The organism is Streptomyces sp. NPDC001380 (assembly GCF_042895785.1).
Taxonomy (GTDB): Bacteria; Actinomycetota; Actinomycetes; order Streptomycetales; family Streptomycetaceae; genus Peterkaempfera.
Genome location: NZ_JBIAWP010000011.1, coordinates 65,848 through 91,538, shown reverse-complemented (window position 1 = coordinate 91,538; position 25,691 = coordinate 65,848). Strand labels below are relative to the sequence as shown.

Annotated in this window: 18 protein-coding genes and 1 pseudogene; 11 read left to right on the top strand and 8 right to left on the bottom strand. The window is 76.9% G+C overall.

The features are described from left to right. Positions 1–76: 76 nt before the first annotated feature. Entirely contained in the window at positions 77–613 is a 537-nt protein-coding gene (locus ACFY07_RS15835) for a hypothetical protein (RefSeq protein ID WP_390869171.1), read from the top strand. A gap of 55 nt (positions 614–668) precedes the next feature. On the opposite strand, the gene ACFY07_RS15830 is transcribed toward ACFY07_RS15835, so the two are convergent. From ACFY07_RS15830 to ACFY07_RS15820, 3 genes are all read right to left on the bottom strand, one after another. After that, a complete protein-coding gene (locus tag ACFY07_RS15830) occupies positions 669–989 on the bottom strand; it encodes a hypothetical protein (RefSeq protein WP_390869170.1) in 321 nt (106 codons plus the stop codon). Between the two features lie 178 nt (positions 990–1,167). Next, positions 1,168–1,656, bottom strand: a complete 489-nt coding sequence (locus ACFY07_RS15825; protein ID WP_390869169.1) for a GNAT family N-acetyltransferase — start codon at positions 1,654–1,656, stop codon at positions 1,168–1,170. A gap of 99 nt (positions 1,657–1,755) precedes the next feature. After that, positions 1,756–3,567 carry a protein kinase gene (locus ACFY07_RS15820; protein WP_390869168.1) on the bottom strand — a complete coding sequence of 604 codons (1,812 nt, stop codon included), beginning with the start codon at positions 3,565–3,567 and terminating at the stop codon, positions 1,756–1,758. A gap of 295 nt (positions 3,568–3,862) precedes the next feature. Between ACFY07_RS15820 and ACFY07_RS15815 the strand changes: the two genes are divergently transcribed. Further along, complete coding sequence (locus ACFY07_RS15815) at positions 3,863–5,155, top strand: DUF6986 family protein (RefSeq protein ID WP_390869167.1); 1,293 nt, start codon at positions 3,863–3,865, stop codon at positions 5,153–5,155. 152 nt (positions 5,156–5,307) lie between these two features. Here the strand turns inward: ACFY07_RS15815 and ACFY07_RS15810 are convergent, their stop codons facing one another. After that, a complete protein-coding gene (locus ACFY07_RS15810) occupies positions 5,308–7,962 on the bottom strand; it encodes a glycosyl hydrolase (protein ID WP_390869166.1) in 2,655 nt (884 codons plus the stop codon). Positions 7,963–8,155: 193 nt separating this feature from the next. Here ACFY07_RS15810 and ACFY07_RS15805 point away from each other — a divergent pair, with 193 nt between their 5' ends. The 4 genes from ACFY07_RS15805 (at position 8,156) to ACFY07_RS15790 (ending at position 14,116) form a co-directional block, all read left to right on the top strand. Beyond that, positions 8,156–8,800 (top strand): YigZ family protein, encoded by a 645-nt coding sequence (locus ACFY07_RS15805; RefSeq protein ID WP_390869165.1) that lies wholly within the window; start codon positions 8,156–8,158, stop codon positions 8,798–8,800. A gap of 443 nt (positions 8,801–9,243) precedes the next feature. Further along, on the top strand, positions 9,244–11,019 hold the full coding sequence (locus ACFY07_RS15800) for a hypothetical protein (RefSeq protein ID WP_390869164.1): 1,776 nt from the start codon (positions 9,244–9,246) through the stop codon (positions 11,017–11,019). A gap of 607 nt (positions 11,020–11,626) precedes the next feature. Beyond that, a complete protein-coding gene (locus tag ACFY07_RS15795; RefSeq protein WP_390869163.1) occupies positions 11,627–13,318 on the top strand; it encodes a restriction endonuclease in 1,692 nt (563 codons plus the stop codon). Between the two features lie 330 nt (positions 13,319–13,648). Then, complete coding sequence (locus tag ACFY07_RS15790; RefSeq protein ID WP_390869162.1) at positions 13,649–14,116, top strand: DUF6278 family protein; 468 nt, start codon at positions 13,649–13,651, stop codon at positions 14,114–14,116. Here ACFY07_RS15790 and ACFY07_RS15785 read toward each other — a convergent pair. Both ACFY07_RS15785 and ACFY07_RS15780 read right to left on the bottom strand, forming a co-directional pair. Then, positions 14,071–14,547, bottom strand: a complete 477-nt coding sequence (locus tag ACFY07_RS15785) for a hypothetical protein (protein WP_390869161.1) — start codon at positions 14,545–14,547, stop codon at positions 14,071–14,073. The genes ACFY07_RS15790 and ACFY07_RS15785 overlap by 46 nt on opposite strands. 343 nt (positions 14,548–14,890) lie before the next feature. Further along, positions 14,891–15,940: a LysR family transcriptional regulator gene (locus tag ACFY07_RS15780; RefSeq protein ID WP_390869160.1), complete on the bottom strand. Its 1,050-nt coding sequence runs from the start codon at positions 15,938–15,940 to the stop codon at positions 14,891–14,893. 106 nt (positions 15,941–16,046) lie between these two features. On the opposite strand from ACFY07_RS15780, the gene ACFY07_RS15775 reads away from it, so the two are divergent. Next, positions 16,047–17,093, top strand: coding sequence for an EamA family transporter (locus ACFY07_RS15775; RefSeq protein WP_390869274.1), 1,047 nt, complete (start codon positions 16,047–16,049; stop codon positions 17,091–17,093). Between the two features lie 100 nt (positions 17,094–17,193). On the opposite strand, the pseudogene ACFY07_RS15770 reads toward ACFY07_RS15775, so the two are convergent. After that, positions 17,194–17,418: pseudogene (locus tag ACFY07_RS15770) on the bottom strand (MarR family winged helix-turn-helix transcriptional regulator); the annotation flags it as partial. Between the two features lie 362 nt (positions 17,419–17,780). On the opposite strand from ACFY07_RS15770, the gene ACFY07_RS15765 reads away from it, so the two are divergent. From ACFY07_RS15765 to ACFY07_RS15750, 4 genes are all read left to right on the top strand, one after another. Then, positions 17,781–18,113, top strand: coding sequence for a DUF2218 domain-containing protein (locus ACFY07_RS15765; RefSeq protein ID WP_390869159.1), 333 nt, complete (start codon positions 17,781–17,783; stop codon positions 18,111–18,113). 213 nt (positions 18,114–18,326) lie between these two features. After that, positions 18,327–20,570, top strand: a complete 2,244-nt coding sequence (locus tag ACFY07_RS15760) for an ATP-dependent RecD-like DNA helicase (protein WP_390869158.1) — start codon at positions 18,327–18,329, stop codon at positions 20,568–20,570. 146 nt (positions 20,571–20,716) lie between these two features. Then, positions 20,717–22,006 carry a citrate synthase gene (locus tag ACFY07_RS15755; RefSeq protein WP_230652037.1) on the top strand — a complete coding sequence of 430 codons (1,290 nt, stop codon included), beginning with the start codon at positions 20,717–20,719 and terminating at the stop codon, positions 22,004–22,006. 468 nt (positions 22,007–22,474) lie between these two features. Beyond that, the gene (locus ACFY07_RS15750) at positions 22,475–23,194 is read left to right on the top strand and encodes an SDR family NAD(P)-dependent oxidoreductase (RefSeq protein WP_230652039.1); all 720 of its coding nucleotides are present in this window, start codon (positions 22,475–22,477) and stop codon (positions 23,192–23,194) included. Between the two features lie 162 nt (positions 23,195–23,356). Here ACFY07_RS15750 and ACFY07_RS15745 read toward each other — a convergent pair whose 3' ends face one another. Then, on the bottom strand, positions 23,357–25,633 hold the full coding sequence (locus tag ACFY07_RS15745; RefSeq protein ID WP_390869157.1) for a heavy metal translocating P-type ATPase: 2,277 nt from the start codon (positions 25,631–25,633) through the stop codon (positions 23,357–23,359). Positions 25,634–25,691: the final 58 nt, after the last annotated feature.

Sequence of the window (25,691 nt, the reverse complement as noted above, 5' to 3'; positions counted from 1 at the left end):
CGTCGTCGTCGAGCCGGGAGCATCGAGCCGGGAGCATCGGGGCGGGACCACCGGGGCGCGCCGCTACCGTGCTGCCGTGACCGCTTCTCCACGTCGCCCGCTGCTCTTCCTCGATGTCGACGGACCGCTCATCCCGTTCGGGGCGGCGCCGCAGCAGTACCCGACGTACCGGACCGGCCCCCACCTGCGGGAAGGCGGCTCGAATCCGCTCCTGGCCAGGATCAATCCCGCGCACGGGCCCCGGCTGGCGGCGCTGCCGTGCGAACTGGCCTGGGCCACGACGTGGACGGCCGACGCGAACGAGTGCGTCGCGCCACTGATCGGCCTGCCGCCGTTGGCCGTGGTGGCCTGGCCGGAGCCGTCCGACCTGGATGAGCAGGACGAGCGGAACGGGTTGCACGGGAAGACCCGCGCTCTTGTCGGCTGGGCAGCAGGGCGCTCATTCGCCTGGGTCGACGACGAGATCACCGACACTGACCGCACCTGGGTCTCCGCGCACCATCGAGGACATGCCCTGCTCCATCGTGTCGATCCGCGTCGAGGCCTCACCGATCATGATTTCGAGTCTCTTCACGCATGGCTGCAGTGGGCGGCCGGGCCCGTCGGCACCTGATCCCGTGTCACCGGGCGTCCACTGCCCGTCCACCACCGGGTGAAGGGCGGAGCCGTCAGGCCGTGAGAAGGGCCCGTCCGCGGAGCAGGCCGAGCCCGGCGCGGCCGCAGCCCTTCTGTCCGATGAGCTCGATCCGCGGGGCCCGGCCCTCGACCCGGCCCGGACCCCAGGAGCCGGACAGGCCGGCGACGACGGCGTCCTGGTCCCGGCGGAGGCCGCTGACCGGGGAGAGCGGAGCCGGCGGGTCGCCGGCGATCAGGCCGGTGTCCCCGCCGGTCGTGTGGTCCCGATCGGTCCGCAGCCCGTCGTCGTCCGGCAGCAGCCGCGCCCGCACGGCGGGCGGGACGTGCCGCGCCGCGTGCGGTACGTGGGGCACGTGCGGGACCGCCGGGACGTCCGGGGAGCCGCCGACGGTGCGGAGGCCCGGTGGGCCACCGGGCAGGGCGGAGTCCGCCGTGGGCGCGCTGCGGGCGGCGGGCCGGGCGCGCCGGGCGGTGGTGTTGCCCGGGCGGCCCGGTCGGTACCGGTCAGCGGTGCGGCGTCCTCCCCCGCGCTCACAGGCGCCGGTGCATGATGTGCAGGCCGACGTAGCCGTGCTCCGGGTGGAGGAAGCCCTCCGGCAGGGTGCCGATCACCTCGAAGCCGAGCGAGCGCCACAGCGCCACGGCCCGGGTGTTGGTCTCCACGACCGCGTTGAACTGCATGGCGCGGTAGCCCTCCGCGCGCGCCCACGCCAGCACGTGCTCGCCCAGCGCCCGGCCGGTGCCGCGGCCGGAGTGCGCGGGTGCGACCGCGAAGCTCGCACTGGCGATGTGCGCGGCGGGGCCCATGTGGTTGGGGTTCATCTTGGCGGAGCCGAGGACGGTGCCGTCGGCGTCGACCGCGACGACCGTGCGGCCCGGGGCGTCGAGCATCCACATGCCGCGCGCCTGCTCCTCCCCGACGTCGCGGGGCCAGGTGTAGGTCTCGCCGGCCGCCATGATCGGCTGGAGGAACGCCCAGACCGCCGGCCAGTCCGCCGGGGTCGCCTCTCTGATCATCATGGCCCCAGCATGGCGCCCGGCCCGGGGGAGGCGCGAGCGGATTACGGTCGGCGAGGCGCCCTCCGGCCGGCCTGCGGGGTGCGGCCGGGCGGCGCAGGTTCACCCGCGGGAGGTCCGGGGCGCCGAGGCGCTGCCGGTCCCGGCGGCGCCGGGCCGGACCGCCGAGGTGATGTCGAGCACGAAGACCATCGTGGCCCCCGGGCCCACCCCCAGGCCCGGGCTCCCCTTGCGGCCGAACGCCTCGGCCGGAGGCGCCACCACCAGCAGCCTGCTGCCGACCCGCCGCCCGATCACGGTGTGCTCCAGTGCCCCGATCACCTGGTCGGCGCCCGCCTGGAAGAGCTGCGGCCGCTCGCCCCGGTCGTACGAGCTGGGCACGGCCCTGCCCGCCGTCCAGTCCACCGCCGTGTAGTTGACGGTCACCCGGTCCTGCCGGCGCACCACCCGGCCGTCGCCGGCGCCCACCAGGCGCACGGCGAACCGCTCGCCCCGCGGCGGCCGGTCCGGCAGGGTCAGCACCGCCCTGGTCCCGAAGGCGCCGGAGACCGTGATCCCCGGGTCGATGCTCCCGACGTCCCCCGCGGCACCGGCGCTCCCCGTCCCGCCGCCCGGGGCGGCCGCGCCGGGGGTCCCCCCGGCCGGCGGGACGGCCCGCGGCGCGCCGTTCCCGGGCCCGGCGGCCCCCGGGACGGCCGGGGCGGCCGCGCCGCCCGCCGGCTCCCGGGTGCCGCCCGACACCTGGTTGACCACCGTGTACCCGACACCCCCGCCGGCCAGCAGCACGAGCGTGGCGACCGCGGCCAGCAGCCGGGGTCGGCCGGGGCGGCGCCCGCCGGGGACGGTCCACTCCTCGTCCGGCGCCGGCCCGCCCCGGGCCTCCCAGCCGGTCCGCCCGTCGAAGCCCCGCCCGTCGAAGCCCCGCCCCCCGAGGTCCCACCCCCCGAGGTCCCACCCGTCGCCCGGCGGCACCGGCCCGCCGCCGGCCCACCGGTGGGGCGCCTCAGGCCCGCACGGCACCCGCCAGTGCGCCGCCAGGGCCGACTCCAGCGCACCGCCGCCCGCCGTGCCCCCGCCGCCCGGGGGCGTCCCGGCGGACAGCAGCAGCAGGCAGCGCCCCGCCAGCTCCGCCGCGGCGGGCCGCCGCGCCGGGTCCTTGTCCAGCGCGGCCCGCACCAGCGGCAGCAGTCCCGCGGGCACCCCCGCGGTGTCGGCCTCCTCCCGCATGATCCGGTACGCCACGGCGTCGGGTGCCCCGCTGCCGAACGGCAGCCGTCCGGTGGCCGCGTACGCGACCAGGGCGCCCCAGGCGAAGACGTCCGCCGCGGTGCCGCCCCGGTCGCCCCGGTACTCCTCGGGGCTGGTCCAGCCGGGCGTCCCGGTCCAGCCGCCGGTCCGGGTGATCGCCGTCTCGTCCAGGACGCGGGCGATGCCGAAGTCGAGCACCCGCGGCCCGTCGGACGCCAGGACGACGTTGCCGGGCTTGAGGTCGCGGTGCACCACGCCCGCGGCGTGCACCCGGTGCAGGGCGTCGGCGACGCCCGCCGCCAGGGCCGTCGGGGTGGCGCCGGGCAGCGCCCCGTGGCGGGCCAGGTGGTCGTGGAGGGTGGGGCCGGCGATGTACTCGGTGGCCAGCCAGGGGCGGGCGGTGTCGGTGTCGGCGTCGAGCAGCGGCACCAGGCAGGGGCCGGTGACCCGCCGCAGCAGGTCCACCTCGCGGCGGAAGCGGGCGCGGAACGACGGGTCGCCGGCGATCTCGGCGCGGACCGCCTTGACCGCGACCCGGCGGCCGTCCCGGCCCTCGCAGGCGTAGACGATGCCCATCCCGCCCGCGCCGAGCCGGCCGAGGACCCGGTACGGGCCGATCTCGGCGACGTCTCCGTCGACCAGGGGAAGAACGCGGCTGGTGGCCATGGCTCCTCGGGTGGCGGTCGAGCCCCGCTCCGGCGCGGGGCGGCGGATCGGGGCGGCGGACCGGCCGCCGCCCGGGCGGCGGCGGCGTACTGCTGCACGCATGACGCGGCCGGGTGCCGAAGGGTTCACCCGGGACGGGTCCCGCGCCGCGGTGAGGGGACCGCCCCGCCGCGTGCCGTGACACCCTGCCGCGCGCCGCGGCGGCCGGGCACGCCGTTGACGGCGCGGACGGCGCTGGCTAGCGTCCCGTCAACAGAGTGTTGAACCCGGTACCGGACCCCCGGAAGGGGCGCGGATGGCGCAGCACGACACCCCTGCCCGCACCACGCTCCCCGCCGCGCTGCGCGCGGACGTGGACGCCTCGCTCGCCGCCGTGGACGCCGACCTCGCCCGCCGCTACCCGGGCGACCCCGGCACCCGGCAGCCGGTGCACACCGTCTACGTCCCCGCGGACGTCCTCGACGCCGGCACGGTGCGCTCCTGGGGCGACCGGGCCCTGGCGGCGATGGACGCCCACGCGCCCGGCCCGGCGGCCTTCGCCGCCGCCCTCGGCCTGCCCGCCGGCCCGTCCGCGGAGGAGGTGCACGGCCGGGTCCGGGCCAAGCTCGCCCGCGAGCCCGTGGAGGACCTGCGGGTCGACTTCGAGGACGGCTACGGGGTGCGTCCCGACGCGGAGGAGGACGCCGCCGCGGTCCGGGCCGCCCGCCTGCTGGCGGAGGCCGCCGCCGAGGGCTCCGGGCCGTTCTGCGCGGGCATCCGGATCAAGTGCCTGGAGGCGGCGTCCCGCAGCCGCGGCGTCCGCACCCTCGACCTCTTCCTCACCGCCCTCCTCGACGCGGGGGGCGGCCTCCCGGAGGGGTTGCGCGTCACCCTGCCCAAAGTGGCGTACCCGGAGCAGGTGGCCGCGATGGTCCGGCTGTGCGCCGGGTTCGAGGAGGCGGCCGGGCTGCCCGCCGGGCGGATCGGCTTCGAGATCCAGGTCGAGACCACGCAGGCCGTCCTCGGCGCCGACGGCCGCGCCACCGTCGCCCGCATGATCGACGCGGCGCGGGGCCGCTGCACCGGGCTGCACTACGGCACCTTCGACTACAGCGCGGCCTGCGGCGTCGGACCGGCCCAGCAGAGCCCGGACCACCCGGCGGCCGACCACGCCAAGGCCGTGATGCAGGTCGCCGCGGCCGGCACCGGCGTCCGGCTCTCCGACGGCTCGGTGAACGTGCTGCCGACCGGCACCACCGCCGAGGTCCACGCCGCCTGGCGGCTGCACCACGCCCTGGTCCGCCGGGCCCTGCACCGCGCGTACCACCAGGGCTGGGACATGCACCCCGGCCACCTGCCGACCCGCTACGCCGCCGTGTACGGCTTCTACCGCGAGGGGCTGGCCGGGAACGGCCGCCGCCTCGCCGCGTACCTGGCCCGCACCGCCGGCGGCGCCGTCCTGGACGAGCCCGCGACCGCGCGGGCGCTCGCCGGGCACCTGCTGCGCGGCCTGGACTGCGGGGCGCTCGACGCGGCGGAGGTCGAGCGGGCGTCCGGACTGGACCGCGCCCGGCTGGAGGCCCTGTCGGGGCGCGGACCTGCGGGCTGAAGGCGCCCGCCCGCGCCCCGCGCTGTCCCCCGCACTCCGTCCGCCGTCCCCCGTGCCCCGCGCCCCTCATGCCCGGCCCCGGACGCAGCCGACCCCGCGCCGGCGGTCGGCGCGGGGTCGGCGGGCGGGTCCGGGACGGGCCCGGACGGGGGTCAGCGCAGGTCGGCCGCCTTCACGGACCAGATGCCGCGCCCGTGCGTCGCCGCGTACACCTTCCCGTCGGGGCCGAGCTTCAGCTGCTGCACCGCCACCGCGGGCAGGTCGCCGACGACCTCCCAGCCGCTACGGTGCGGGGCCCGGTAGACCACGCCGAGGTCGGTGGCGAGGGCCACGCCGCCGCCGGGCAGCACGAGCAGCGCGTCGGCCGGGGCGTCCGGCAGGTTCGCCGAGACGTCCTTCCAGCTCGTGCCGCCGTTCCAGGACTCGAAGACGTGGCCGATGCCGGCGCCCGGCCCCTCCGTCCAGTGCCGGGAGAAGCCGTTGACGGCCAGGTAGACGTGGTCTGCGTCCGCCGGGTCCACGGCGAAGCCGGACAGGTAGCGGTTGGGCACGGTGCCGTCGACCGGCAGGTTCAGCTGGTGCCAGCCGGTGCCGTCCGCGTTGCCGACGGCGATGCCGCGGGCGAAGCCCACGTTGTTGCAGGGGCCGCACCAGGCCGCGTAGACCCGGCCGCCGGAGGAGGCGACGGCGGTCGCGACGTGGCCGGCGCCCAGGTCGAAGGCGTTCCTCCACTCGTCGGAGCTGCGGATGGCGTACCCGTGGGTCTGCACCCACACGTGCCGGCCGCCCGCGATCCAGGTGTTCCCGTCCTTGCCGTCGGCCGCCAGCGGGGCGATGAAGCGGGCCCCGGCGCCGCCGAGCCGGTTGTCGGGCGGGGCGACCGCGTACGAGGTGGCCTTCGACGGGTCGGTGAGCCAGGAGCCGTCGTTGACGGCGCAGTTCTGCGTCACCTGCAGCGCCAGGTACACGTACTCCTGGGCGATGTTGCAGCCGTTGCCCGGGTCGGTGAGGGTGTCGCCGCCGTCTCCGCCGAAGTTGGAGCCCATGACCCGGTCGCGGCCGCGCAGGATCGACTGCCCGTTGTCCTGCAGGCCGCCGTTGACGGCGACGCCGCCGAAGTCCCGGTCCTGCCCGACGCCCACCGAGTAGTACTGCAGGGTGTCGATGGTGCCGTCGTTGAGCGAGGTCCAGTCGGTGGCGTGCCCGGAGGCGTCCGCGGCGCCGCGCGTCGGGCGCCGGTACACGCCGCCGTCGTCGCCGACGTACAGGTAGGACCTGCCGTGGCTGCGGCCGACCGCGACGGCGTGCTGGTCGGGGTGGGTGGTGGCGTTGCAGTCGCCGGTCCGCTTCGACGGGTCGATGGACCAGCAGGGGAAGCCGAAGTTCCAGTACGGGCCGGGCGCCGACCAGTTCGCGCCGCCGTCGCGGGTCTCGAAGACCTCCTCCAGGCCCGCCCACACGTGCTCCGGGTCGGCCGGGTCGACCTGCAGGAACTGGTTGTACCAGGCCTGCACGCCCGGCATGTAGCCCGGGTCGGTGAGCGCCGAGCCCGACTTCGCGAGCGTCTGGTAGTCGGCGATCCGCTTCCAGGGGCCGAGCGGCGAGCCGCTGCGCGAGACGTAGACCCCGGCGAGCGAGCTGTCGGGGTTGGTCGCCAGCTGCGTCGGCGACTGGTCGATCGCGTAGTAGCGCGAGCCGTCGGCGGAGCGCGCGAAGGTCACCGAGCCCACCTCGTCGGGCGCGGTCGGCAGGTCCCCGAGGCCGGTGGTCAGCCGCTGCCAGCTGCCGTCGGCCGCCTTGGCGTAGAAGCCGTTGTAGTCGTCGCCGCTGCGCCAGCCGACCGCCAGCACCACGCGGGAGGGGTGGCGGGGGTCGACGGCGACGTCGTTGGTGATGTTCTTGTACGGCGCGTCCGGGTCGGAGGCCTTGGGGTGGCCGGGGAGGTAGTCGGGGTTGGGGGCGTACTCCAGCTTCCACGCGCCGGTGAGCGTGCGGGAGGAGTGGCTCCACACGCCGCTGCTGGTCGCCGCCCAGACCCTGCCGCCGGCGAAGCGCAGCTGGTGGATCGTGGTGTTCTCCAGCTCGGGGCCGCCCACCCGGTCGCGCTCGGTGAAGGCGCCGTACCGGGGGTTGGAGAGCGCGTAGACGCCGCTGCCCAGGTAGGCGTCGGCGTTGGTGTTGGCCTCGCCCGTCGCCAGCCACAGCCGGCCGCCGTCCAGGGCCAGGGCCCCGGTGGACTGCGAGGGCAGCCGGTCGCTGATCGGCTGCCAGTGGCCCCCGCCCTGCGAGGAGCGCCACACGCCGCCGCCCGCGCTGCCCGCGTAGACGTACCCGTCGCCGTCGGCGGCGAGCGCGGTGGTGCGGCCGGTGACGCGTCCGGCGCCGCCGCTGGAGTTGGAGTCGATGTCGCGGTAGCGCGGGTCGTCGGAGTCGTAGGGCAGCTTCGTCACGTGCCGCCACCTGCCCCCGGCCTGCGGCAGCGCCTGCATGGCGTTCCAGGCGGCGGTGTACGCGCCCGGCCGGAGCGTGCCCGGCGAGGTGCGGGCCTCGGCGTACTGCGCGGCGCCCTCGGCGATCTCGTCGGCCGCCTCGCCCCCGTCCCCGTCCTCGGCCGCAGCGAAGGGGCGGGCGCCGGTGCTCCTCGCGTCCTGGACGCGGTGCCTGGCGGTGTCCGCCAGCTCCCGCGCCCCGAAGGGCTTTCCTGCGCCGCCGGGAGACGCCTGGCCGGCGGGTATGCCCACCAGGGTCGACACGGTGACGGCGGCACAGATCGTGAGCCACCGTCTGGTGCGGGTTGGTGCTGACAACAGATCCTCCCCAGCGTGGATGTCCGTTCCGGGGGGAACCCGACCACGGGAGGGGCGGGAGGAACCCGGCCGGTCGCAAGATTTGACCGAAGCTTTGTGCGGAACCTGACATGAGGGGCATACCGCCTCCCGCCGGGCCCGCGCATAGGGTGGACGGCGACACCGACCCGCCCTCCCGGGAGCCGCACCCGCCATGTCCGACCCGCACCGCCACCTCACCGTCAAGGGGCCGGCCCGGCACGGCATCGAGATCAAGAAGTCCCGCTTCGTCTGCTCCCTCGCCCGGGTCGCCGACGAGGAGGAAGCGCAGGCGTTCATCGCGGCGGTCCGCAAGGAGTTCTGGGACGCCCGGCACAACTGCACCGCGTTCGTCGTCGGGGACGAGCAGCGCCGGGAGCGCTCCAGCGACGACGGGGAGCCCGCCGGGACGGCGGGCGTGCCGATGCTGGAGGTGCTGCGCCGCCGCGGGCTCACCGACACGGCCGCGGTGGTCTCCCGCTGGTTCGGCGGCGTGCTGCTGGGGGCGGGCGGCCTGGTACGGGCCTACGGCTCCGCGGTCTCCGAGACGCTCGACCTCGCCGGCGTGGTGGAACTGCGGCCCGTCGCCCTGCTCGCCGTCACCGCCGACCACGTCCGCGCGGGACGGCTGGAGAACGACCTGAGGGCCGCCGGGCACGCCGTGCGCGATGTCTCCTACGGCGCCGCGGGGGTCCGCATCGAGGTCGGGGTGCCCGAGTCCGGCACCGCCGCCTTCCACGCCTGGCTGGCGGAGGCCACGGGCGGCACCGCCTCCGCCGTCGAGACGGGGCGGACGCGCATCGAGGCCGACGCGGACTGACCGGCCGGGCCGGGCCCGCAGCCGCCGCCCGTCCGCCTGCGCCTGCCCGGGCCCGCCGCCCGCGACCGGTCCGGTGCGCGTCCGGTGCCGCTTCCACGCGTCGCCGGCCGGCTGCACCGACGTGCCCGTGCGCCCTGCTGAGAGGCCCCCCGGGGGGGTACCGCCCGGCGCACGCCGGGCCGGTGCGCACGCCGCTCCCTGCAGCCCCTGCCGGCCCCGTCCGGACCTTCCCCGGGCCTCTCCCCCGAAGGCCGCCCCGGCTGCGCTCCGCAACCGCCGAATCACTCGAACGGGTGACCACCGTCCGGCCCAGGAACTCATGCCCGGGGCGGCGGCGTTCTCCCACCAACCGGTACGGACGGGACACCTCGCCCGGCCGACGGCCGACACCCACCCACGGAGGACAGCAGGATCCCACCGCAGCACCACGGGAGGACCAGCGCATGACCCGTCCCACCTCGTCCGACCAGTCCGATCCACCCGCAGCCCGCTACCGGATGGTCGTCACCAGCGGCCACGGCCACACCGACACCGCCGCCCTCGCCGACCAGCGGCTCCGCGGCTGGCTCAAGCAGGAGGGCTACGACGAGCCCCCCGCCGCCCCCGCCCCTCCCGTCGCGGGCGGTGCCGCCCCGCCCGAGGCCGCCCGGCACCGCATAGGCGACCGCGCCTCCCTCGACCTCGACGCCGGACCGCTGCGCGGCGGCACCGGCCGCTACCTGCGCCGCCGCGTCCGCCAGCCCGCACCGCACGGCGTCCGCCAGACGACCCTCACCGTGGCGACCCCGTCCGGAGGTCCCACCTGGGTCCGCCTGGAGGCCGAGCACCTGCCCAACGGCCCCGGGGTGCGCAGCTCCGGGCGGGTGCCCGTCCCCGGCCTCGCCCGCGACCTGCTCCCGCTGCTCGACGCCTCCGACGGCCCGGCCGCGGTCCGCGACCGCCCCGCCGTGGTCGGCCCCCGCGCCGTGGACCGCCTGATCGACGAGCTGTGCGACCCCGACCGCCGACTGCCGATCGTGGTCGCCAGCGTCCCCGCCGACCTGGACCGCGACGCCTGGCTCGCCGACGCCGTCCGGCCCGCCGTGGCCAACCTCACCGGCCTGGCCGTCCTCTACGTCCTCGACCACGCCGCCCGCCCGGCCTTCAACCTGGCGCTGGAGTACCACCCCGTCTACGGCGGGGCCGTCCGCACCTACCTCCCCGGACTCGACCCGGCCGCCCGCGGCGACGGCGTCCACCACCCCGTGATGTCGCGCCGCCTCCTGGAGGACGATCCGCGCCGCGCCGCCGCCATCCTTGCCCGGGAGCCGCGCCGGCTCGCCGCCGACACCCCGCTGCCGGACGTCCTCGCCGACGTCCCGGTGCTCCGGACGCTTCCCCTGCCCCCTGCGCCGCCCCGGCCCGGCAGCCCCGCGGCCGGCCAGGACGCCCGGGGTGCCCGGACCGACCAGGAAGCCCGGGACGCCCAGGCCGCAGAGTCCGCCGAGGCCGCCGAGCAGTCCGCACGGGAGGAGCAGGCGGGAGCGGACGAACTGCAGCGCATAAGGCGTCAGCTGCAGCACGCCGAGAGGCTGGAGCGCTCCCTCCTGGCCGAGGCCGACGACCAGTACGAGGCGCTGAGGCACGCCCGGGCGCAGGTCCGGGTGCTCACCCGCAGGCTGGTCAGCGCCGCCGGCCCGGCCGCCGCCGATCCGGCGGAGGTCGCCGGCGAGGCACGGCGGGAGGAGGACGCCAACCCGGCGACCTTCGCCGAACTCGTCGCCCGCCTCGGCGAGTTCCCGTCCCTGGTGTTCACCGGGGACGTCAAGGAGGCGCTGGCCCTCGACGAGCGCAACGCCGGGCCCGGATGGGCGCGCCTCGCCTGGGACGGCCTGCTGGCCCTCCAGGACTACGCCGACGCGGCCGCACGCGGCCGCGCCCACGGCGACTTCAAGCAGTGGTGCGAGCACACTCCGCCGGACTGCCACCCCTTCCCGCCGCGCAAGGCCGTCCGCGGGGAGTCGCACACCGTGAGCACCAACGCGAAGTGGAAGAAGGAGCGGATGCTGCCGGTGCCCCACGCGGTCGACCCCTCCGGCCGCGCCTTCATGGGGGCCCACCTGCGCATCGGCGGCGGCGGAACCGCGCCCCGGCTGCACTACCTCGACGACTGCTCCGGCACCGGCCGCATCTACATCGGATACATAGGACTCCACCTCACCAACACCCGGACGAACTGAGCGGCGGAAGCGGCGCCCGCCGCCGGGTCTCCGCCCCGGTGCGGAGCGGCGGACGCGGGCCGGGGGTCCCGCCCTCCGCTGCCCCCGGTGTCCCGCCACTCCGCGTGCGCGGGCCCGGAGGCCTGGGCACCGGGCCGTTCCCTGCGCCGGCCCTGGTCGCTCCCCGTGCGCGGGTCCGGAGACGTCCGGGCCCGTCGGGCTGCGGCAGAGGCATGTTCCTCCGCAGGGCCCGGATCCCAGGGTTCCGCCTCCGGGCGGGATCCACCGGAACGGGGCCGGCCGGCTGCCGCGACCCCGCCGCTGCGACCGTGCCGCCGAGACCGTGCCGCCGCGACATCGTCGGCGCGGCACCTGCGGGGCGGTACCGCTCCTGCGGCAGTGCCGTCACGGCACGGCCGCCCGGACGCGGCCGGGACGCCTCCGGGGCGCACCCCCCGCGCTCCGGCGCGCCCCCGTCCGCCGGAAAGCTCGCCGGTGATCTCCCACAGGACCCCCCGGGGCGGAACAATGGCCCCTGGGGCCGCCGGAACGCCCGCGGGCGATGCCCCCGGTACCCGACGACCTGCCGCGCGACCGGACGAAGCCGACCACGGGGGAGCGACCGCCGATGCAGTACCCGCAGAACCGCACCACCGGCCGCCTCACCCGCTCCCTGTTCCGCCGGGATCCGGACGGTCCCGTCCCGCACGACCCGCTCTCCGACGGCACCCCGCCGGGCCCCGCTGCGCCGGGCGTCACCGTGCCGGCCGGCCCGGCGTCCGGCGATCCGGAGCAGTCCGGCTCCCCGGCGGGGCGCGGCACCGCCACCGCTCCGGACGCTCCCGGGGCCGGGCCCGGGGCCGGCGGCGCACCGGACCACGGCGTCCGCGTCGCCCGTGAGCGCACCGCCACCGCGGCGGCCGAACTGGCGCGCTTCCTCGACCTGCTCGACCGCGCCGGCCGCCCCGGCCCGGCGGTCGACTTCGCGTCGCAGCGGCGTGTCCACGAACCCCGTCCCTACGTCGCCCCGGCAACCGCCGAACCGCCCCGCTGGGAGGAGTTCGCACCGCCCGAGCCGGCGGGCGCGCCCGCCGGGTCCGCGGACGCCGCCGACGCCGGCCGCCGCCTGCTCGACCCCGTGTACCAGCGGGAGCGCGCCCAGGCGCGCCTGCGGCACCAGCGCGCCCTGCGGGAGTGGCGGGAGCGCCAGGAACTGCTGGAGGGCGACGACGACGCCCGGACCCGCGCCCGGCAGGACCGCATCGAGCACGAACGCGCCGAGCTGGCCCGTGCGCGCGCCGTGGAGGAGTACAACGCCACCCTCGACGAGTGCCGCCGCGCCTACCGGGCCGCCGAGCCGGCCGCCGTGGAGTCGCTCCTGGAACGGGCGCTCGCCGCAGCCGGGCACGCCACCCCCGACCTGCCCGCCGCCTGCCGGACGGTCTTCCGGCCGCTCACCCGCACCGCCGTGCTCGACCTGGAACTGCCCTCGCCCCAGATCGTCCCGTCCGTCGCCGGCTACCGGCCCTCCGCCGAGGGCGGCCCCCCGGAGCCGGTGCCCCGCCCGGACAGCGAGCGGGCCGTCCACTACCTCCAGCTCGCCGCCCGCCTGGCCCTGCGCGCCCTGCACGCGGTCGCGGCCGCGGACGGCGACGAGGTCCTGGGCGGCGTCGTGCTCAACGGCTTCGTCCGGGGGCCGGGCACGCCGCCGGGCGGCTGCTGCCTGCTCACCGTCGACGCCGACCGGGACGACCTCGCCCGCACCCGCCTGCTGCCGCCCGGCCGTCCCGGTCTCCCCGCCCGCGGCGACCGTGCCGACCGGGAGGACGCCCTCGCGGTGCTCCGCGCGCTGCCCTCCGCGGTCACCCCCGACCCGTACGGGCCCGCGCCGGTCGCGCCCCTGGCCACCGCCGGCGCCGCGGTGCCCGCCGAGGGGGATCTCTCACCGGCGGAGTTCGCCCGGCTGATACGCGAACTGACGGCACGTATGGGGCTCGGCGGCTGGACGCTCCGGCTGCGGGGCCGCGACGGCCTGGTCGCGGTCGCCGAGGGCGGCGAGGCGACGGCGCTGCCGGGGCGCCGGGTGGTCTGGGCGGCCCGCCGCCCCGACGGGGTCGACGCCGATGCGGTCCGGACCCTGGCCGAGGCCGTCGCCGAGGAGCGCGCGGACGGGGGTGTCTGGCTGACCACGGCGCACTTCACCCCCGAGGCGGCCGAACTCGCCGCCGCCGACGAGCGGCTGCTGCTGATCGACGGCGATCGGCTGCGCCTGCTGCTCCGCACCCACCTGGACGGGGAGCTCGCCTCCGGCGCGGACTGACGGACCCCGCGGTCCCGGCCGGTCACCTCCTCCGCCGACCGCCGACCGCCGACCGCCGACCGCCGAGTCGCCCGCCGACCGCGTTCCCCGACCGCCGGCTGAGGCCTCGCGCGCCTGCGACGCCGGAGGGCCGCGGCGCAGGCGATGACCGTCCCCGCGCGCCGGGCCCCCGTGGCACCGCGTGCGGCCGGGGCGCGCCGGAAGGCGTCGAGCCCGGAGCGCGCCCCGGTCGGGCGGCCCCGGCGCGGACTCCCGGGGCGCGGCGCCCGCAGCGCGCCGTTCGGTTGCGGGTCCTGTTCCCGGAAGCCGCAGGCTGTCACGCTGGTGGGTATGGGAATCGCGTTTGTGGACAGGTGGCGTGCCCGGCACGGCGGGGCGGCGGTCGCACCGGCGGCGCGGGCGGCCGGTGCGTCCGACGCAGCCGGTGCCGCCGGGGGGACCGGCGAGGGGATCGGCGGACTCCTCGCCGAGTGCGAACTGCTGCGCGAGCAGGCGGGCCTGGCCGGCGTCGTCCTGGACGACACCCCGGCGTCCCTCTCCGCGCTCGACCAGCTGCTGCCCCGCTGGCGTGACGACCCGGAGGCGTCCGACTGGCTGGGCAACGACGCCGGCCTCTACCTGGGCACCGTCATCGTCCGCACCGTGCCGGGGGCCGCCTGGCGCGTCTGGCCGGACGGCCGCCCGACGGTGCTGCTGCCCGCGGGGCGCGAACTGGACGTGGTGCGGATGGGCCACAGCTGGGCCACCGACGGCTACCCCGAGCTGGCGGTCGCCTGCGCGGAGGCCGAGGAGGACTGACCCGCCGCCGGAGCCCCCGGCCCGCCGGGCGCCGGGTGGCGGCCCATCCCGGGTCCGGCCGGGTCCGGGCGGTGTCCCTGCACCGTCGGGTGGGCCGGGAGGGACGACGCCGGCATGCGGAACACCGCCACCGCCCTGAACGGCGCCAGGCACTCCCGCGGTGCCGCGCCGCCGCCGGTCCAACGCACCGTGAGGTCCGATCCGCGCGCCCACAGTTCGGCGCCGGTCGGCTGCCCGCAGCCGACCGCGTCGGTCACCGCGACGAGCACCTGCCCCGGCGCCGGGACGGCCGGCCCGCTGCCGGCGAGTCTGGCGCGCAGTGCCGCGGCGGTCTCCCTCCCGCCGCCCACGTCGAACCAGTGCGGGTACGCCCGGGCGTCCTGCGGGGTGGTGAGCACCGAGTCGGCGCCGCTCGGGATGCCCACCGCCACGCGGAGGAGGACGGTCCCGGCGTCCACCCGGTGGCCGCCCGTCCCGGCCGGTCCCGACGGGGACCCGGTGGGTGGGGCCGGGGGCGGGGGAGCGGCCGACGACCCGGCGGTGCCGCTCCCGGACGGATCCCCGCCCGGGGTGACCCGGGCGGACGGGGTGGAGCCGCAGCCCGCCAGGACGGCCGCGCCCAGGACGGCGGCGAGCAGTCCGGCCGCCGGCCCGCCCCTCCGCCTCCGCGCGCCGCCCGCTCGTGTGCCGCCCGCTCGTGTGCCGCCGGCCTGCGTGCCGCCCGCCGACGTACTGCCCAACGGTCCGGACCGGTCTGTGTGCGTCGCAGTCATGTCAATCCGACGCGGCCGGTGCCCGCCCGGTTCCACCGTTCCCGGGGACCGGGTCCGGGGCGGGGGCCGCCGCCGGAACCGCGCCCGGACGCAGGGCGTCCGCCGTCCGCCCCGTGCCCGCCGTGCGCCCCGTGCCCGGCTCGGGGGCGGCACCCCGCGTCGGCCAGTGGTCCCGCACCGCAGCCAGCGCCGCCGTGATCGCCGGGCGGCGCGACGCCTGCTGCCGCCAGAGCGCGAACACCCGGCGGACCGGCTCCGGCCGCACCGGCCGCGCCACCACCCCCGGCGGGAGCGGACCGCGGCCGAGCCGCGGCACCAGCCCCACCCCCAGGCCCGCCGCGACCAGCGCGATCTGCGTCTCGAACTCGCCCACCTGGTGGACCACGTCCGGCTCCTCGCCGGCCTCCCGCATGGTGCGGACCAGCCAGTCGTGGCAGATGTTGCCCGGCGGGACGCTGATCCACCGCCGGCCCCGCAGGTCGGCGGTGCCGACCACCGCCGCGGCCGCCAGCGGGTGCCCGGCGGGCAGCACCAGGTCGACCGGGTCCGTGCCGAAGTCCTCCCGGGCCAGCCCGTCGGGCACCGGCAGCGGCGTGTTCTCCCAGTCCTGCACCACCGCGAGGTCGACCTCGCCGCGCGCGACCATCTCGGCGGCCTGGTAGGGGTCGGTCTCCAGCAGGCGCACGTCCAGGTCCGGGCACCGGACCCGCAGCTCCGCCAGCGCCCCCGGCAGCAGCCCGCGGGCCGCGGTCGCGAAGGCCGCCACCACGAGCCGCCCGGCGGCGCGTCCGCGCTGCTCCTCCAGGGACACCTCCGCCTGCTCCACCAGCGCCAGCACCTGCCGCGCCGTGGCGGCGAGCGCCTGCGCGGCGTCGGTGAGCACCACGCCCCGGCCGCGCCGCTCGAGCAGGACGGTCCGGGTCTCGCGCTCCAGCTTGGAGATCTGCTGGGAGACCGCCGAGGGGGTGAAGCCCAGCGAGGTGGCCGCCGCTCCCACCGAGCCGTGCACCGCCACCGCGTGCAGCGCGCGGAGCCGTCCGAGATCCATCATGCAGCGATGCTAAACCCCAGCTTTCAGATGTCATCGCTGGTGCTGAACGGTCGTCCGGCGTCATCCTCGTGCCATGCCCCCGCCCCCCGCCGCAGGACGCGGCGCCATGGCCCCCGCCCACATCGGCCTCGCGGTCGCGGTCGCCGCCGTCTGGGGCCTCAACTTCGTCCTCATCGACGTCGGGCTGCACGACTTCCCGCCGCTGCTCTTCTGCGCCCTGCGGTTCGCCGCGGTCGCCCTGCCCGGCGTGCTGTTCGCCGGGCCGCCGCGGGTCCCGTGGCGGTGGGTCCTGGCGGTCGGGTTCGTGCTGGGCGTGGTCAAGTTCGGCCTGCTGTTCGTCGGCATGCACGCCGGCATGCCCGCCGGGCTCTCCTCGCTCGTGCTGCAGAGCCAGGCCGTCTTCACCGCCGTCTTCGCCGCGGTGCTGCTGCGCGAGCGCCCCGGCCGCCTGCGCCTCGCGGGCATGGCCCTGGCCCTCCTGGGCATCGCCCTGGTCGCCGCCGACCGGGGCGGCGGCGGCCCGGCCGGATCCTTCGCCCTGGTCGTCGCCGCGGCGGCGGCCTGGGGGCTCTCCAACGTGCTGACCCGCCGGGCCGCCCCGCCCGACATGCTCCGCTGGACGGTCTGGGTGAGCGCTGTGCCGCCGCTCCCGCTCCTCGCCCTCTCCCTGCTGTTCGAGGGGCCGCGGGCGGACCTCGAGGCGCTGCGCACCATCACCCCGGCCGGCCTCGGGGCGGTCGCGTACGTCGCGTGGGCCGCCACCCTCTTCGGCTTCGGCGCGTGGGGGTACCTGCTGCGCGCCTACGACGCCTCGGCGGTGGCGCCGTACTCGCTGCTCGTCCCGGTCTTCGGCATGTCCTCGGCCTGGCTGCTGCTCGGCGAGCGGATCAGCCCGGCGGCCGCCTGCGCGGCGGTCCTGGTGGTCGGCGGGGTCGGACTCACGGCCCTCAGGCCGCGCCGCCGGACAGGCCCCGCCCCTGCTCCGGGCACTGCCCCGGACCACCGTCCCGCTCCAGGTCCCCCTCCAGGTCCCGCTCCAGGTCCCGGTCCGGCCCCGGTCCCTGCTCCCGCTGCGGGTGCGCCGTCCGCACCCCGTACGACGCCTCCGTCCGGCGCAGGACGCGCAGCAGCGCCTCCCGGTCCCCGGCGCTGACGTCGGCGAAGTACTCCTCGGCGACCTCCTGCCGGACCAGGCCGATCCGCTCCACGGCCCGCCGGCCCGCCTCGGTGAGGTGCAGGCCGACGGCCCGCCGGTCGGCCGGGTCCGGTGCGCGCACCACCAGGCCGGACGCCTCCAGGGCGTCCACCACCGTGGTCGCCGAGCGGGGGGCGATGTGCAGGACGTCGGCCAGTTCGCTCAGGCGCATGGCGCGGCCGGGGGTCTCGCAGTCCGACGCGTGCGCCAGGACCCGCAGCGCGCGCCCCTGGCCCGGCGTGATCCCGTACGGCTCCAGGCCCGCGGCGGTGCGGCGGCGCATCCGCTTCACGGCGCGCGTCAGCGCGTCGGCGAGCTCGGCGGCGTCACCGGGCTCGGCGGTGCCGCCGGGCTGCGGGGCGTCGGGTCGCGGGGCGCCGGGTCGCGGGGCGTCGGGCCGCGGGGCGTCGGGCCGGGCGTCGTCGCCGGGCCGGACAGGGGTGCCGGAGCCGGCGGCGGGCCGGGCGGCGGCCGGTCCGCCGGCGGACCTGGTGGTCGGCGGGGCCATGGGCGGGGCTCCTCGGTGCGGGGTGGTCGCCCAGCGTAGTGGCACGGTGCGGACGGGGAATACGGCGAGGCCGGGCCGCCTTGCGGCTGGTGACGGCCCCGCCTGTCGCAGCGTACGTCCGGCCCCCTGGAGGGAACATGCCCCGATCCGAGGCGCGCGTCACCACCGACCGCCCGCACCGCTACGCCAAGCAGCTCGCCTCCCACCTCGGCCGCCGCATCGAGGCCTCCTGGGACGAGGAGGCCGGCCGCGGCGAACTGGCCTTCGCCACCGGGACCGGCACCCTCACGGCCGAGCCCGGCGCCCTGCTCCTGGCCGTCGAGGGGGACGCCGCGAGCCTCCCCGTGCTGGAGGACGTCGTCGGCCGCCACCTGGTCCGGTTCGGCGCCAAGGACGAGCTCGTCGTGGAGTGGCACCGGGACACCGGCGAGCCCGGCCTGGTCCACCGCGGCGAGGGGGAGCAGGACTGACCCCCGGACCCCCGCGGACCTTTCCCCGCGAACTCCGGCCGGGAGGCGGCGGACCCGGGCCGCCCGCGCCCCCGCGCGGGCCCCGCCACCGGACTCGGCACCGGCCCCGGAGCCGCCCCGCCCCCCGCCCCGGCGCCGGGCGCCGCCCGCGATGTCCGAGCCGGGGGGTACGGTTCGTGCCAAGGCGTACCGCACGACCGCAGGGGGTGCCTCATGGGCGGACGCGCGGCGGTGCAGCAGCCGCCGGGGGAGCGGCAGCTCGCCGTGGTCGAGGGTGTCCTGGAGCGGATCACCTACGCCAACGAGGAGACCGGCTACACCGTCGCCCGCGTCGACACCGGCCGCGGGGCGAACGACCTGCTGACCGTCGTCGGCGCGCTGCTCGGCGCCCAGCCCGGCGAGTCGCTGCGGCTGCACGGCCGCTGGGGCTCGCACCCCCAGTACGGCAGGCAGTTCACGGTGGAGAACTACACCACCGTGCTGCCCGCCACCGTCCAGGGCATCCGCCGCTACCTCGGCTCCGGGCTCATCAAGGGCATCGGCCCGCGGCTCGCCGAGCGGATCGTCGACCACTTCGGCACCGAGACCCTCGACGTGATCGAGCGGGAGCCCGCCCGGCTGATCGAGGTGCCCAAGCTCGGGCCCAAGCGCACGAAGCTCATCGCCGCCGCCTGGGAGGAGCAGAAGGCCATCAAGGAGGTGATGGTCTTCCTGCAGGGCGTCGGCGTCTCGACCTCCCTGGCCGTCCGCATCTACAAGCAGTACGAGGACGCCTCCATCGGCGTGGTGAAGAACCGGCCCTACCGCCTGGCCGCGGACGTGTGGGGCATCGGCTTCCTCACCGCCGACCGCATCGCGCAGGCGGTCGGCATCCCGCACGACAGCCCGGAGCGGGTCAAGGCCGGCCTGCAGTACGCGCTGTCGCAGAGCAGCGACCAGGGGCACTGCTACCTCCCCGAGGAGCGCCTGATCGCCGACGGCGTCAAGCTGCTCCAGGTCGACGTCGGCCTGGTCATCGAGTGCCTGGCGGAGCTGGTCGCGGAGGAGGGCGTGGTCCGCGAGCGGCTGCCCTCCCCCGAGCCGGGCGGCGACCCGGTCACCGCCGTGTACCTGGTGCCGTTCCACCGCGCCGAGATCTCGCTGGCCGCCCAGCTGCTGCGGCTGCTGCGCGCCGACACCGACCGCATGCCCGGCTTCGCCGACGTCGACTGGGAGCGGGCGCTCGGCTGGCTGCGCACCCGCACCGGGGCCGACCTGGCGCCCGAGCAGGAGCAGGCGGTGCGCCTGGCGCTCACCGAGAAGGTCGCCGTGCTCACCGGCGGTCCCGGGTGCGGCAAGTCGTTCACCGTGAAGTCGGTCGTCACCCTCGCCCTCGCCAAGGGGGCCAAGGTGGTGATGGCCGCCCCCACCGGCCGCGCCGCCAAGCGGCTGGCCGAGCTCACCGGCTGCGAGGCGTCGACCGTGCACCGGCTGCTGGAGCTCCGGCCGGGCGGCGACGCCGCCTACGACCGGGACCATCCGCTCGACGCCGACCTGGTGGTGGTCGACGAGGCCTCCATGCTGGACCTCATCCTCGCGAACAAGCTGGTCAAGGCGGTCGCCCCCGGCGCCCACCTGCTGCTGGTGGGCGACGTCGACCAGCTGCCGTCGGTCGGCGCCGGAGAGGTGCTGCGCGACGTCCTGGCCGAGGGCGGACCGGTCCCCGCCGTCCGCCTGACCAGGATCTTCCGGCAGGCCCAGCAGTCCGGCGTGGTCGTCAACGCCCACCGCATCAACGAGGGCCTGCCGCCGCTCACCGAGGGCCTCGCCGACTTCTTCCTCTTCGTGGAGGACGACGCCGAGCGCGCCGCGGGCCTCACGGTGGACGTGGTGGCCCGCCGCATCCCGGCCCGCTTCGGGCTGGACCCGCGCCGCGACGTGCAGGTCCTCGCGCCCATGCACCGCGGCCCGGCCGGCGCCGGCAACCTCAACGTGCTGCTCCAGGCCGCCGTCACCCCCTCCCGCCCCGACACCCCGGAGCGCCGCTTCGGCGGCCGCACCTTCCGGGTCGGCGACAAGGTCACCCAGATCCGGAACAACTACGAGAAGGGCCGCAACGGCGTCTTCAACGGCACCGTCGGCGTGGTCACCGGCATCAACCCCGAGGAGCAGCGGCTCACGGTGCTCACCGACGAGGACGAGGAGGTCCCCTACGCCTTCGACGAGCTGGACGAGCTGGCCCACGCCTACGCGGTCACCATCCACCGCTCGCAGGGCAGCGAGTACCCGGCCGTCGTGATTCCCGTCACCACCTCGGCCTGGACGATGCTCCAGCGCAACCTGCTCTACACGGCCGTCACCCGGGCGAAGCGCATGGTCGTCCTGGTCGGCTCGCGCAAGGCGATCGGGCAGGCCGTGCGCACCGTCAGCGCGGGGCGGCGGCACTCCGCCCTCGACCACCGGCTGGCGGCGGGCTAGCGTCGCGGTCGCGGCCGCGTTCAAGGGGTGAACGTGCACACCTGCCCCTTTCGGGCGACCCCGGGTGCGCGGTTGTCCCCCGTATGGGGGAAGGTAGACCTAGTCAATACACCTTGGCAGAGGTTTCATTCGTCGGTGAGGAAGACGTGAGCGACAACTCGGTAGTACTGCGGTACCAGGACGGCGAGTACGAGTACCCCGTCGTCGAGAGCTCTGTGGGCAACGCCGGCTTCGACATCTCGAAGCTCCGCGCGCAGACCGGCCTGGTCACGCTGGACAACGGCTTCGGCAACACCGCCGCGTACAAGTCCGCGATCACCTTCGTGGACGGTGAGAACGGCATCCTGCGCTACCGCGGCTACCCGATCGAGCAGCTGGCGGAGCAGGGCAGCTTCATCGAGACCGCCTACCTCCTGATCAACGGCGAGCTGCCCACCGCCGACCAGCTGGAGACGTTCCGCAACGAGATCACGCAGCACACCCTGCTGCACGAGGACGTCAAGCGGTTCTACCAGGGCTTCCCGCGCGACGCCCACCCGATGGCGATGCTGTCCTCGGTGGTCAGCGCCCTGTCCACCTTCTACCAGGACAGCCACAACCCGTTCGACCCCGAGCAGCGCCACCTCTCCACCGTGCGCCTGCTCGCCAAGCTCCCCACCATCGCGGCCTACGCCTACAAGAAGTCGGTGGGCCACCCGTTCGTCTACCCGCGCAACGACCTCGGCTACGTCGAGAACTTCCTGCGGATGACCTTCGCGGTGCCGGCCGAGGAGTACGAGCTCGACCCGGTCGTCGTCAACGCCCTGGACAAGCTGCTCATCCTGCACGCCGACCACGAGCAGAACTGCTCGACCTCCACGGTCCGCCTGGTCGGCTCCAGCCAGGCCAACCAGTTCGCCTCCATCTCGGCGGGCATCTCCGCCCTGTGGGGCCCGCTGCACGGCGGCGCCAACCAGGCCGTCCTGGAGATGCTGGAGAAGATCAAGAACGACGGCGGCGACGTCGACGCCTTCATCCGCAAGGTGAAGAACCGCGAGGACGGCGTGAAGCTCATGGGCTTCGGGCACCGCGTCTACAAGTCGTTCGACCCCCGCGCCCAGATCATCAAGAGCGCCGCGCACGACGTCCTCTCCCAGCTGGGCAAGGCCGACGAGCTGCTGGACATCGCGCTGAAGCTGGAGGAGCACGCGCTCTCCGACGACTTCTTCACCGAGCGCAAGCTCTACCCGAACGTGGACTTCTACACCGGCCTGATCTACCGCGCCATGGGCTTCCCCACCAGCATGTTCACCGTGCTGTTCGCCCTCGGCCGCCTGCCGGGCTGGATCGCCCACTGGCACGAGATGATCAAGGACCCGGGCAGCCGCATCGGCCGTCCCCGCCAGATCTACACCGGCACCGAGATCCGCGACTACGTGCCGCTCGGCAGCCGCTGAGCCCGGGGCGCGCCCTGCCGCGCCCCTCGGTCCCGGTCCGGCCGGGCCCGGCTGCCGCCTCCCGCCCTCGGGCGGTGCGCGCGGCCGGGCCCCCTGCCGCCTCCTCCCCGCCGGGGGCGGGGCGGCGCACGACGCCGGACGTCCGGCCGGGACGGCCGCTCAAAGCGTCCCGTTCCGTGTCGCGGCGCCGTGCGTGGGCGGACCGTCCAGCGAAGACGGTCCGGTGTCCGGGGTCCGCCGGAACCCCGTCGGCGGCGTGCCCGGGCTGGTCCGCCCGGCCGCCGCACTCCCAAAGGTATGACGCGGAAGGCTCCGGCGGTGCGCCGGGGTGCGGTGTGAGATGACTCTCACGCCCGGACGGGTCCGCGCCGGGGCACCCCCGCCGCCGGGCCCGCTCACCCTCCGTGATACTAATCACCCGTTCCGCGACCGCGGCCCTCCCGGGCCGACCAGCCCAGGGAGGGACGCATGGCCAGGAACGTCGTCGTCACCGGCGGCGGCACGGGCATCGGCCGCACGGTGGCGCGCCGCTTCGCCGAGGCGGGGGAGCGGGTCGTGATCGTCGGCCGCCGCCGCGAGGTGCTGGTCCGCGCGGCCGCCGAACTCGGCCCCGGTGTCACCCCGCTGGTCTGCGACCTCGCCGACCCGGACGCGGTGGAGGCCGCCCTGGGGGAGCTGCCCTCCCGCATCGACGTCCTGGTCAACAACGCCGGCAGCCGCGAGACCGCCATGGGCCCGGGCCCGCACGCGCTGCTGGCCCGCTGGCGCGGCGACTTCGAGCGCAACGTCATGACGGCGGTGCTGCTCACCGAGTCGGTCCGCGACCGGCTCACCCCCGGTGAGGGCCGGGTGGTCACCGTCAGCTCCATCGCCGCCCTGCGCGGCGCGGGCTCGTACGGCGCCGCCAAGGGCGCCCTGCACGCCTGGAACCACTTCCTCGCCGCCCAGCTCGGCCCCTCGGGCATCACCGCCAACATCGTGGCGCCCGGCACCGTCGCCGGCACCGAGTTCTTCGGGCCCCGCCTGGACGAGGCCGAGCTCTCCCGCCGCGCCGGGCGCACCCTGCTGGGCCGCATCGGCCAGCCCGCCGACGTCTCGGCGGCGGTGTACTTCCTGGCGTCGCCCGAGGCCGGCTACATCACCGGCGAGATCCTCAACTGCAACGGCGGCGAGCTGCTGGGACGCTGAACGGCTCCGCCGCCGGCCCCGGGCCGGGGCCCGCCGCCCCTGCCGGGGACCGGCGGCGGCCGTCCCGCACCCCGCCGGCCCGGAGGCCGAACCGGCGTCGGGGCCGGCCTCCGGGCCGCCGCCGCCGGCCCGTCCGTCCGTGCCGTCGGTCCGTCCGTACCGTCAGTCCGTCCGCGCCGCCTGGAAGGTGCGCAGGCGGAGGCTGTTGGTGACGACGAAGACGGAGGAGAAGGCCATCGCCGCTCCGGCGATGACGGGGTTGAGCAGGCCGAGCGCGGCGAGCGGCAGGGCAGCGACGTTGTAGGCGAAGGCCCAGAAGAGGTTGCCCTTGATGGTGGCCAGGGTGCGCCGGGCCAGGCGGATGGCGTCGGCGGCCACCCGCAGGTCGCCGCGGACCAGGGTGAGGTCGCCGGCCTCGATGGCGGCGTCGGTGCCGGTGCCCATGGCCAGGCCCAGGTCGGCCTGGGCGAGGGCGGCGGCGTCGTTGACGCCGTCGCCGACCATGGCCACCGTGCGGCCCTGCTCCTGGAGGCGGCGGACGGTGGCGACCTTGTCCTCGGGCAGGACCTCGGCGATCACCTCGTCGATGCCGACCTCGGCGGCCACGCTCCGGGCCGCCGCCCGGTTGTCGCCGGTGAGCAGGACCGGTGTCAGGCCCAGGGCGCGCAGCTCGCGGACCGCCTGCGCGCTGGTGGGCTTGACGGTGTCGGAGACCTCCAGCACCGCCCGGGCCCGTCCGTCCCAGCCGACCGCGACCGCGGTCCGCCCGGCCTGCTCGGCGGCGGCCTTCGCCCGGACGAGCTCCTCGGGCAGCTGCTGGGACCGGTCGGCCAGGAACTGCTCGCGGCCGGCGAGGACGGCGTGGCCGTCGACGACGCCCTGCACGCCCCGGCCGGGGACGCCGGCGAACTCCTCGACGGGCGGCAGGGACCCGACGCGGTCGGCGGCGGCGGTGGCGACGGCGCGGGCGACGGGGTGCTCGGAGGCGTGCTCCAGGGCGCCGGCCAGCCGCAGCACCTCCTCCTCGTCCTCGCCGTCGGCGGTGTGCACGGCGGTCAGGGCCATGCGGCCGGTGGTGACGGTCCCGGTCTTGTCCAGGACGACCGTGTCGACGGTGCGGGTGGTCTCCAGGACCTCGGGGCCCTTGATGAGGATGCCGAGCTGGGCGCCGCGGCCGGTGCCCACCATCAGGGCCGTGGGGGTGGCCAGGCCCAGCGCGCAGGGGCAGGCGATGATCAGCACCGCCACCGCGGCGGTGAACGCCGCCGCGGCGTTCCCGTCCACTGCCAGCCAGGTCGCCAGCGTGGCCGCGGCGAGCAGGATGACGACCGGGACGAAGACGGCGGAGATCCGGTCGGCGAGCCGCTGGGCGGCAGCCTTGCCCATCTGGGCGTCCTCCACCAGCTTCGCCATCCGGGCCAGCTGCGTGTCGGCGCCGACCCGGGCGGCCTCGACCACCAGGCGGCCGCCGGCGTTGAGGGTGGCGCCGGTGACGGGGTCGCCGGGTGCGACCTCGACGGGCACCGGCTCGCCGGTGAGCATGGAGGCGTCGATCGCGGAGGTGCCCTCCACCACGACGCCGTCGGTGGCGACCTTCTCCCCGGGGCGCACCACGAACCGGTCGCCGACCTGCAGCCGGTCGGCGGGGACGCGGACCTCGCGGCCGCCGCGCAGGACGGCGACGTCCTTGGCGCCCAGGTCGAGCAGGGCGCGCAGCGCGGCCCCGGCGCGGCGCTTGGAGCGGGCCTCGAAGAACCGGCCGAGAAGGATCAGGGTGGTGACGGCGGCCGCGGTCTCCAGGTAGAGGGTGGAGGCGGCGTCGGCCCCGCCGACGGCGAGGGTGAAGCCGTGCTTCATCCCCCGCATGCCCGCGTCGCCCCAGAACAGGGCCCACACCGACCAGCCGAACGCGGCCAGGGTGCCCAGCGAGACCAGGGTGTCCATGGTGGCGGCGCGGTGGCGCAGGTTGGTCCACGCCGCCCGGTGGAAGGGCCAGCCGCCGTAGGCCACGACCGGCCCGGTCAGCGCGAACGCCAGCCACTGCCAGTCGTCGAACTGCAGCGCGGGGACCATGGAGAGCAGGACGACCGGGACCGACAGGGCGGCGCTGATCCGCAGGCGCTGCAGCAGCGGGTCGGGCCCGCCGCGCTCGGCGGCCCCTGCGGCGGCCCCGGCCGCGGCGGTCGGCTCCGGCTCGGGCGGCGGGGGGAGTTCGGCGGTGTAGCCGGCCTTCTCCACGGTGGCGATCAGGTCCTCGACCCGGATCCCGGGGCCGAAGTCGACGCGGGCCTTCTCGGTGGCGAAGTTCACCGACGCCTGCACGCCGTCCAGGCGGTTGAGCTTCTTCTCGATCCGCGCGGCGCAGGAGGCGCAGGTCATGCCGCCGATCGCCAGCTCGACGCGGTCCGGGTCCTCGCGCACGGGGGCGCTCGTGCTCATGATCCCCTCCTGGGGTGGTGCCGAGTGGGGTGAGGGGCGCGGGCGGGCAGGCCCGCGC